11 protein-coding genes and 1 pseudogene are annotated in these 8,985 nt (G+C 43.0%); 2 read left to right on the plus strand and 10 right to left on the minus strand.

Features of this window, described 5'->3' with window-relative positions:
- Window positions 1-310: 310 nt before the first annotated feature.
- The 5 genes from IM319_RS17620 to IM319_RS17640 are packed head-to-tail and all read right to left on the minus strand — an operon-like array spanning window position 311 to window position 4,503.
- Entirely contained in the window at window positions 311-1,348 is a 1,038-nt protein-coding gene (locus tag IM319_RS17620) for a sulfate/molybdate ABC transporter ATP-binding protein (RefSeq protein ID WP_287736444.1), read from the minus strand.
- A 19-nt stretch (window positions 1,349-1,367) separates the two neighbouring features.
- Complete coding sequence (gene cysW / locus IM319_RS17625; protein ID WP_287077973.1) at window positions 1,368-2,210, minus strand: sulfate ABC transporter permease subunit CysW; 843 nt, start codon at window positions 2,208-2,210, stop codon at window positions 1,368-1,370.
- 34 nt (window positions 2,211-2,244) lie between these two features.
- The gene (gene cysT / locus IM319_RS17630) at window positions 2,245-3,087 is read right to left on the minus strand and encodes a sulfate ABC transporter permease subunit CysT (protein WP_286826307.1); all 843 of its coding nucleotides are present in this window, start codon (window positions 3,085-3,087) and stop codon (window positions 2,245-2,247) included.
- A gap of 19 nt (window positions 3,088-3,106) precedes the next feature.
- The gene (locus IM319_RS17635; RefSeq protein ID WP_002768372.1) at window positions 3,107-3,448 is read right to left on the minus strand and encodes an NIL domain-containing protein; all 342 of its coding nucleotides are present in this window, start codon (window positions 3,446-3,448) and stop codon (window positions 3,107-3,109) included.
- Window positions 3,449-3,459: 11 nt separating this feature from the next.
- Entirely contained in the window at window positions 3,460-4,503 is a 1,044-nt protein-coding gene (locus tag IM319_RS17640; RefSeq protein WP_287736445.1) for a sulfate ABC transporter substrate-binding protein, read from the minus strand.
- A gap of 170 nt (window positions 4,504-4,673) precedes the next feature.
- On the opposite strand from IM319_RS17640, the gene IM319_RS17645 reads away from it, so the two are divergent.
- A complete protein-coding gene (locus tag IM319_RS17645; RefSeq protein ID WP_287675059.1) occupies window positions 4,674-5,453 on the plus strand; it encodes a Crp/Fnr family transcriptional regulator in 780 nt (259 codons plus the stop codon).
- 16 nt (window positions 5,454-5,469) lie between these two features.
- On the opposite strand, the gene rnc is transcribed toward IM319_RS17645, so the two are convergent.
- Window positions 5,470-6,150 (minus strand): ribonuclease III, encoded by a 681-nt coding sequence (gene rnc, locus IM319_RS17650; protein ID WP_287736446.1) that lies wholly within the window; start codon window positions 6,148-6,150, stop codon window positions 5,470-5,472.
- A 58-nt stretch (window positions 6,151-6,208) separates the two neighbouring features.
- Between rnc and IM319_RS17655 the strand changes: the two genes are divergently transcribed.
- On the plus strand, window positions 6,209-6,775 hold the full coding sequence (locus IM319_RS17655; RefSeq protein ID WP_287736447.1) for a hypothetical protein: 567 nt from the start codon (window positions 6,209-6,211) through the stop codon (window positions 6,773-6,775).
- Here the strand turns inward: IM319_RS17655 and IM319_RS17660 are convergent.
- The 4 genes and pseudogenes from IM319_RS17660 to IM319_RS17675 form a co-directional block, all read right to left on the minus strand.
- Window positions 6,770-7,753: a methyltransferase domain-containing protein gene (locus tag IM319_RS17660; protein ID WP_287736448.1), complete on the minus strand. Its 984-nt coding sequence runs from the start codon at window positions 7,751-7,753 to the stop codon at window positions 6,770-6,772. The two genes, IM319_RS17655 and IM319_RS17660, sit on opposite strands and share 6 nt — an antisense overlap.
- Before the next feature lie 193 nt (window positions 7,754-7,946).
- Entirely contained in the window at window positions 7,947-8,186 is a 240-nt protein-coding gene (locus IM319_RS17665; protein ID WP_287736449.1) for a FeoC-like transcriptional regulator, read from the minus strand.
- A gap of 127 nt (window positions 8,187-8,313) precedes the next feature.
- A pseudogene (locus IM319_RS17670) lies at window positions 8,314-8,580 on the minus strand (ferrous iron transporter B); the annotation flags it as partial.
- Window positions 8,516-8,985 (minus strand): IS607 family transposase (locus tag IM319_RS17675; protein WP_287736450.1); only part of this gene is annotated, 470 nt, incomplete at its 5' end. The pseudogene IM319_RS17670 and the gene IM319_RS17675, both read right to left, overlap by 65 nt.

Genomic DNA, 8,985 nt, shown 5'->3' on the forward strand with positions numbered 1-8,985 from the left:
TCAGAAAAAGACAAGTTTTACCTATAATACCAAATTCCAGGGCTGATAGGATTAGCATTTCTCCTCTCTTTTCCCAATCATCTAAGCTGCTCGCGCATCTAAATTACTGGTTAAGACTGCATAGGAGAAAGCTTGCCGTTAGACTTCGGCTGCACCTCGACTCGTCTCGGTGAGCATTGTCGGGCCGAGTCTAACAGGGAGAAATAGTTCAGGCATTTGTACTAAAATACAAAATACCGAGTTTAAATGCACAACAACTGAGAAATTGTCGGGAAATCGGGGAATTTATGCCTGATTACTGTTAAGAAAGTTAAATCGAGTAATCTAACGCTTGAGATTGCCGATCAAAATCCGTCAACAAAGTGGCTTTTCTCGGTTTTAAATGTACCGTTTGTTCTGGTTGTAACTGTAATTGCTTGTACTCCTCACGATTGAGATAAGCCACCACCATTTCCCCATCGGCTAACATTAATTCTACTTGTATTTCCCAGCCTAAATGAATAACTCTTTTTACCACTGCCCAACTATTCAACCCATCTTGTTCGGGCATAATTTCCAGGTCGTGGGGACGGATAAAAACGGTGGAATTATGACCCTGATGATGCCCATTTCCTAATCCCGCTAGATTAGGTAAGATATTCACTTCCCCAATAAATTGCATCACAAAAGGTGTGGCCGGATGATCGTAAATTTCGGCGGGAGAACCCACCTGTTCAATTTTACCATGATTCATCACGACAATCGTATCGGCTACTTCCATTGCTTCCTCTTGATCGTGGGTAACAAAAACACTGGTAACGTGAACTTCTTCGTGTAAATTTCTCAGCCATACCCTTAATTCTTTTCTAACTTTTGCATCTAAAGCTCCAAAGGGTTCATCTAATAATAATACATTCGGTTGAATGGCTAAAGCGCGGGCTAAAGCTACTCGCTGCCGTTGTCCTCCCGATAATTGGGCGGGATAGCGATCGCCTAATCCTTGTAATTGAATTAATTCTAATAATTCCTCAACTCTTTTCTTAATTAATGGCGATTTTTGCCGGCGAATTTCTAGACCAAAAGCAATATTTTGACGGACAGTTAAATGTTTAAATAGGGCATAATGTTGAAAAACAAAGCCGATATTTCTCCGTCTAGGATCCACATGGGTGGTATCTTGTCCGTTAATGATAATCGCGCCACTGTCGGGACTTTCTAATCCGGCAATTGAACGTAATAAGGTGGATTTTCCCGATCCCGATGGTCCGAGGAGGGCGACTAATTTGCCTTCAGGAATGGTTAAACTTATATTATCTAAAGCTTGAAAATTGCCGAAACGTTTAGAAACTTGCTGGATGGTAATACTCATATTTTTAGGTTTTTTGTAGTTAAGTAGTGTGAATTTTGTGGGCGGTTTTACGTTCGAGAATTTCTTTGATAATTAAAGTAACTCCCGCTAGTAAGGCTAGAATAGCCGCTGCACTAAAAGCGGCAGGAGTTAGATAATTTTTATAGGCCTGTTCTACGAAAATTGGCAGGGTGGCAGTCCTCCCTAAAATACTGCCAGAAACCACAGAAACCGCCCCAAATTCTCCCATCGCCCGGGCATTAGTTAACAGCACTCCGTACATCAATCCCCAACGAATATTGGGTAAAGTTATGCGCCAGAAAATCTGCCAATCACTTGCCCCTAAAGTGCGCCCCGCTTCCTCTTGTTCTAAGCCAATTTCTTCTAAGACTGGGATAACTTCTCTAGCGACAAAAGGCATAGTAACAAATATAGTTGCTAATACCATTCCGGGTAAAGCAAAAAGTATTTTTATATCGAAAAATTCTAGGAAAGAACCTAACCAACCATTGCGCCCATAGAGCAGTACAATCATTAAACCGGCTACCACGGGAGAAACGGCAAAAGGTAAGTCAATTAAACTAATTAATAAAGTTTTGCCACGAAATTGATTGCGAGCAATTACCCAGGCTGCACAAAGTCCAAAAATTGTGTTTAAAGGTACAGTAATTAGGGCAATAATTACTGTTAATCTCACAGCCTCGATAAAGTCAGAAGTTCCCGCCGCTTCTAAAAAAGCTTGGAATCCATTGCGAAAAGCATAGTAAAATACTGCCGCCGCCGGAATAAATAATAATAGTGCCAGATAAACAAGGGCGATGATAATTAGTAGGGGTTTGTAATCCCACTCTTTCGGTTTAGTTAATACTTTTGGATTCTGCATTTTTACTCTGTCTCTCATTAAATGATAATAATTGTTACTTAACTCTGTATTTTTGCCCCCATTGCTGCAGGAAATTAATTACTACTAACATGAACAAAGAAACCAGTAATAAAACCATGCCGATTACTGTTGCCCCCGTGTAATCATATTCCTCTAGTCTTTGGAAGATTAAAACCGGGGCAATTAAATCCTTAAAGGGAATATTAGAGGAGATAATAACTACGGAACCATATTCACCGATCGCTCTGGCAAAACCGAGGGCAACTCCTGTTAAAATAGCGGGTAGTATTGTGGGAAAAATAACTCGCCAAAAGATTTGCCAAGAGGAAGCACCGAGGGATAAAGCCGCTTCTTCTACCTCTTTTTCCATTTCCTGTAAAACCGGCTGTAAGGTGCGGACAATGAAGGGTAAAGCGATAAATAACATCGCCACAAAAACCCCTAAAATGGTAAAGGATATCTTAATGCCAAAGGGGGCAAAAAATTGACCGAGCCAACCGTTATCACTGTAAACTGTGGCTAGGACTAAACCGGCAACAGAAGTGGGTAAAGCAAAGGGCAAATCCACACAAGCATCGACAATTTTTTTACCCGGGAATCGATAACGCACCAATACCCAAGCGATAATAGTGCCAAAAACTCCGTCAATTAATCCGGCGATTAAGGAAGTCAAAAAAGTGACTTGGTAAGCGGATAAAGAAATCGGTAAAGTGGCAATGCGCCAAAATTCGGCAAAACCAAGAGTTAGGGATTTAGCAAATAGTGCCGCTGCCGGTAAAACCAACAAAACCACTAGATAACTAATGGTAATTACCCAAGGAATAGAAACTTTTTTGTGGGGTTGACTCGGAGATAGAGATAATTGTGGGTTAGCCATTGTTAATTATTGCTAGAGATTACCAATTGTCCGCTTCTTCAAGAACTTGTGCTGAATCATACCAAACTTCTACATCTAAATCTGCCAGATAGGAAAGGGCATTTTCTATCCCTTGGGAGTTGCCTTGTAGTTGTAGATCGAACCAGCCATCTTGATTATTATTTGCAGCTAACAAAGCGGAAAATATATTCACTTTTAGACCAGGAAAAGACCCTAAACGTGCTATAATTGGCTCGTTAATATATTGTTTAGGAATCCGAATTTTTATTCTTCGGGACGTGGGGCGATCGAGTCCTGATTGATCGAGATGTAAGTCACTTTGGGGATGATTAATAGTTTGCCATTGAGGTTGATTATCCATGGTTTTTCTCCTTAGGATTTACCAGCTTTAGTCAGAATTTTATCGAACAAGGCTCCTTCATCAAAGAATTGCTTTTGTACCTTATCCCAACCGCCTAAATCCTGCACGGTAAAGAGATTTTTTATCTGAGGAAATTTACTGTCAAACTCTTTAGCTACCGTCGGTTCAACGGGACGAAAACCCACCTGAGCAAATTCTCTTTGTGCCTCTGGGGTAAATAAAAACTGCACAAAAGCTTCGGCCACTTTTCTCGTACCTTTTTTATCCACATTGGCATCAACAACCGCCACGGGATTATCAATAGAAATGTTGTAATCGGTGGGAACAGTGTAAGCTAACTTCTCACCTTTTTGGTTAGCGAGAATCATCTCATTTTCGTAATTAATTAGCACATTTCCTTGGCCTTGTTTTAAAAATACATCACTAGATTCGCGAGCATCTCTAGGTAAAACTGGCGCATTTTTAAACACTTTTTCGACAAAAGTTTGCGCCGCTTGTTCACTGCCTCCCGCTTGCGTCACCGAACCCCAGAGAGCGAGAAAATTCCAGCGCGCTCCGCCAGAAGTTTTGGGATTAGCGGTAATAACTTTAATATTATCCTTGGCTAAATCTGACCATTTATTAATTTTAATATTGGCATCACGAGGAACAAAAGCCACCACAGACTTATGAACAATAGAGTCATTCGGAGCTTCTTTCTCCCAACCGGGTTGAATTAATCCCGCTTGCTCAATTTTCTTGGTATCCAAAGCTAAAGCCAACGCTACCACATCCGCTTCTAAACCATCGATAACGGCGCGAGTTTGGGAACCGGAGCCACCATAACTCTGTTCAAAAGTTACCTTTTGCCCCGTTTTTTGTTGCCATTCCTCGACAAATTTGGGAATGATTTTTTCGTAGGCGCTTTGGGTGACAGCATAGGAAACAAGTGTCACAGTCACGGGTTTTTGGCTGTCATTGCCGCTATTGGTGGGGGATGGGGTGCAAGATACCAGCGTTCCCCCCGTCAGGACAGTTGCCACGAGTAGGGATAAACAAGACTGGGATGACTGCATCGGGGGCGCTCCTAAGATTTACTCTGAGGTTGTATCTGTTTTCAGGTCTGGTTTAATCCTACAGCACAGGAAACAAAATTTCAATACATTTATAAAACAAATTGGGAATAAGGTGATAACAAGGGAAACTGTGAGAAGATGGAATCAGTGCTACATCTAGGTTTGAGACTATGGGCAAGAGCGTCAAGGCCAAAAAAACACCCCTCCTACAACAACTGATTAACCAGAGTTTTCTCTTTCGCGGACTAGAGGAAGCTTGGTTAAGTCAGTATCTCGATGCAGACAATCTCAAGTTAGAGACGCTATTTTCCAATCGTCCCGTCTATACGGCTTTTCTACCCGATGAATTTCTAGATGTTTTGTATGTGATTTTGGATGAGGGTGTAATCGTCGTCCGCAGCACTCCCCTCGACCGGATTATTGCCATTACCTACCCCGGCGGCTGTTTTGGTATGAGGAGTTTACCCTTTAGTTATGGTTTAGCCAGTCGCGCCTTTCCCTGTTTGGTGGAATCCTATAAAACTACCCACGTCCTGAAAATTCCCTTATCGGCACTAGAAAAGATTTACAACGATAACGAAAGTTTTCGTCAACGGTACTGTTTTTTATTTGAATTACAGCAAAAATTCGAGTATCATTTGCTTAATTGCAGTAGCTATCCACCCCAAGCTGTAGCCACTTTACTCAGAGCTTTAATCTATCAAGAAAGAGAATTAGGCAGTCAACCGAGTGCCGAAAATATCTATACTTTTGATTTATCCGTCGATGTGATTGCTCGCGCTTGTCAACTCAATCAACGCACCGTCGAACAGGTATTAAAAGGATTGCAAACCGTGGGATTAATTGCCTCAGAATCAACGGGGGATTTAATTCGGGTACTGGATGCCGAGGGTTTAAAAGAAGTGTACAGTGCCACCAGAGATAAAGTTAATTGGTGGCCTCTAAAGTAAGTAGGGTTGGCCCTATTTACCCTGGCAATTGACAGCGCTTTAAGGCATCTTCGGCAGCCGCTTTGGTGGCATCCTGTTTCCGTTTACCTTTACCTGTACCATAGAGAAGATGATTAACCCGCACTTCGGCAGTAAATTCCCTAGCGTGGGGCGGTCCTGTAACATCAACGATCGCATATTCTGGATTAGAGGCGAAATTGGCCAGCGCCCACTGTTGAAAGAGATTTTTGGCATCGATAAAAGATGGCGATTCCGATTGTTGAGAGACTAAATGAGAGGCCACAGGGATAAAAAGTTGGTGCAGATAGTTTTTAACCGCATTTAACCCTGAATCTAGATAATAAGCCCCAATTATCGCTTCAAAACTGTCCGCTAATAGGGTAGGATTCGATCGCCCCCGATCTTTAATTGCCCCCTTACCCAAACGCATTAACTCCCCTAGGCCGATTTCAAAGCCCAATTGCGCTAATTGTTCTTCTTTGACCAAATTTGACCGCAAACGGGTTAATTCTGCCTCGTTCATGGCGGGATATTTTTGATACAATAGTTCGCCCACCAAAAAAGCTAAAATCGCATCGCCCAAAAATTCTAGGCGCTCGTTATTTTCCGTCAATTCCGACTGTTCATTGACATAGGAACGATGGGTTAAAGCTTGGGTGAGAAGGAGAGCATTTTGAAAAGGAGGCAAACAAGACATTACAGAAATGATCAAGTCAAGAGCATTTCTGATCTTAATCCGACCCCACCCCGAATAGATGAGACGAACGATCCTTTTTTTACTGTTTTTTCCAGCTAGTTTAGGCATAATCTCCCAAATCTTCTCACCGGAAAACCTATCCGCTGCCATTCTTGCCCTAGGTACCCTGGTGATGTGTATGGAACAGGCACGCATGGCAGCGGTAGATATGGCAGAAATTGCCCAATTTCAGCAAAAAACCAGCGATCCTCGCCTCGATCGCTTTTTTATCGTCACAATTAGTACAATTGTTTTAGAATTATCGGGCTTTTATGTGGCTGCCCTCTGGATAGGATGGGGAGCTTTAATAGTTCTAGTTAGTCAAATTTGGTTCCATTGTTTAGCCAAGATTCAACTGCAGCCAAGCACAGAAAAAATTATTGACTATGGCATAGTGCCACGTTTACCCATCTTACTCGCCAACGGAATCGGGATAATCTTCGTGGCTTTCTGGTTAGCCAAAATCGCCCCCCTAATTATGGCCATAACTTTAACGACAATGTTATTAATCTACGGCTCTATTAAATATCTTTTCAGAACTGGGGAGGGCAGAGAAAGGAACGTCCAGAGGCTGCAATCCCTATAAATGGGCGCTCAGAGACTCTTGCTGACTTGGTTGCAGATTGGATTGAGTGCGAACAGCGCGGAACATCCCAAAACGACATAAACCCGTGCCAAAGGCCAAACGCATCAGCAGAATTGTCGGCACTTCTCGGACGGATTTAAGCAACCCAGTTAGACCAAATTGCCACCAACCTTGGGGACGAATCACCCCCTGCCAAATGGTATCAATCCAAGAGGGTAGAGTGGCTGTTGTCCAGTCAGCAGTCATCACTTCCCCATCTACCAATCCCGTGGCTGCTAACTGTTCGGCAAAACCTTCGATGCTGGCAAAAGCGGGGTGAGACCACTGATCCAAAAGTTGGCGCATTACGGGACGTTCCCAGAAATTAAGCGGTTTTTGACGGTCATCTCGCTGATTCCAGTCCGCTACCACCAGGACTCCTCCGGGCTTGAGAACTCGCAGTAATTCCCGAGCAAAAACGGCTTTGTCCGGCATATGGGGACCGGCTTCAATTGACCAGACCACATCAAAACTCTCGTCGGGAAAAGAAAGGTCCATGGCATCATCGACCAAAAAGCGAGCATTTAAATCTGGGGGTGTTAGTTCTTTGGCCCGTGCCACTTGTTTGGGACTAATAGTGACACCAGTAACGGCAAATCCGTAGTCACGGGCCAGAATGCGACTGCTGCCACCAATACCACAACCGACATCGAGGAGAGTTGCACCGGCGGGTAATTTATCCAAACCTCCCCAAGAGACCATTTCCGCCACAAAGTCGGCTTTTGCCGCTAGAAAGTCTTTTTTTTCTGGTGGGGAACCGTAGTGACCTAAATGGATGTGTTCGCCCCAATAATATTCTAAAATCCCGTCTTCGGTCCATTGGTCGTAGGAGTTGGCCACCGAGTCCGACGATTGATACTTGCGAGAGGAAACAAAATAGACGACGATAGCGATCGCTAGGAGTAACCCTAAAGATGATGTCACCAAAAGTATATTCATTCAATCCTGCTGGGCAAACTGATACAAAGCTTAATAACTCTTAAAGATTATATAACTTTGAGGTTCTGCCGGCTGAGGGCTAACGGGGTTGAGTGACTTTGGTTACTCGCCAGAAATTAACTATCCCCGTTGAAAGCGACTGGTAATACAGCAGTTATCTTAATGGTGAGATTACCTCTGTAGTAGTGAACTTTTAGTTGTTTGTCCCTGTGGAATTGCCCTCAATCCATTCGTAAAAAGCCATAGATTCCGGGGTACAACGGCTGCATCCTCCGCATTTTTCTAGGGAAATCAGGCGACTTCGCCCTTTTTTAAGCAAGCGATCGAGCATGGGACTTAAGGCATCCGCCGACATCCGAAAGTGTCTGGATAAGTCAGCCACAGATGCTTTCTGATTTTTGGCAAGATAAGCCTGTATATCGGTTAAAATCATCTTTTCAAATAAAGTTGGGGGAATGGGGAATGGGGAAGTGGGGAAGTGGGGAAGTGGGGAAATTTTAACTAAAACCCTAAACCCCCAAAACCCTAAAACCCCAAAACCTGACCACTGATAACTGAAATTAAATTGCCGGACGGTTGATTTTTCGGGGACGGAGATTTTTTAAGGTGAATAAAACCCCGACTACGGTTAAACCCATCAAGACTATCCAAAAGAGGGAAAATCCCGGATGTCGAGAAAAAGTGGCGATTTGATAGAAGGAAGTGGCAACAATATAGGCCATTCCTGTGGTCCAGAGGGCAATAAAAGCAGTCCAACCGGCATTAGTTTCGCGATATACTGCCGATGTGGCCGAAACACAGGGAAAATAGAGCAGAACAAACAAGAGAATTGACAATCTCCACTTTTTTATCTAGTTCTTTTAACAAGATTTCTAGATAATTAGTCCCAAATCTGGCTAGACGGTCTTTGTGTTCAACAATTAAAACATTATAATTGGGGTCAACTAGAATTTTGGCTAATTGTTGGCGATTATCGTCTAATCCACTGCCTACTTCTTTGACAACTTTGTAGATTTTGTAGCCTCTGGCAACAGCATAATCTTTTAATCGGTCAGCTTGTCTATCTAGATTGTCTTTATTTTCGGCACTGGAAACTCTTGCATAAATGCAAGCTATCAAGTCGGGTTTTGAATGGTTGTCATCCGTTATGATAATTGTACCAGAAGGCAATTGATAACCTGTTAAATTCCCTTGTTTCCACCATCTCCAAGCCGTTCGATAACTTATTCCTG

This window comes from Microcystis sp. M113S1 (assembly GCF_020246945.1).
Classification (GTDB): Bacteria; Cyanobacteriota; Cyanobacteriia; order Cyanobacteriales; family Microcystaceae; genus Microcystis.

Excerpts from the sequence above, each read along its gene's own strand:
- IM319_RS17640 (WP_287736445.1), bottom strand. The coding sequence starts at position 4,503 with ATGCAGTCATCCCAGTCTTGTTTATCCCTACTCGTGGCAACTGTCCTG.
- IM319_RS17655 (WP_287736447.1), top strand. The coding sequence starts at position 6,209 with ATGAGACGAACGATCCTTTTTTTACTGTTTTTTCCAGCTAGTTTAGGC.
- cysW (WP_287077973.1), bottom strand. The coding sequence starts at position 2,210 with ATGCAGAATCCAAAAGTATTAACTAAACCGAAAGAGTGGGATTACAAA.
- rnc (WP_287736446.1), bottom strand. The coding sequence starts at position 6,150 with ATGTCTTGTTTGCCTCCTTTTCAAAATGCTCTCCTTCTCACCCAAGCT.
- IM319_RS17635 (WP_002768372.1), bottom strand. The coding sequence starts at position 3,448 with ATGGATAATCAACCTCAATGGCAAACTATTAATCATCCCCAAAGTGAC.
- cysT (WP_286826307.1), bottom strand. The coding sequence starts at position 3,087 with ATGGCTAACCCACAATTATCTCTATCTCCGAGTCAACCCCACAAAAAA.
- IM319_RS17645 (WP_287675059.1), top strand. The coding sequence starts at position 4,674 with ATGGGCAAGAGCGTCAAGGCCAAAAAAACACCCCTCCTACAACAACTG.
- IM319_RS17660 (WP_287736448.1), bottom strand. The coding sequence starts at position 7,753 with ATGAATATACTTTTGGTGACATCATCTTTAGGGTTACTCCTAGCGATC.
- IM319_RS17665 (WP_287736449.1), bottom strand. The coding sequence starts at position 8,186 with ATGATTTTAACCGATATACAGGCTTATCTTGCCAAAAATCAGAAAGCA.
- IM319_RS17620 (WP_287736444.1), bottom strand. The coding sequence starts at position 1,348 with ATGAGTATTACCATCCAGCAAGTTTCTAAACGTTTCGGCAATTTTCAA.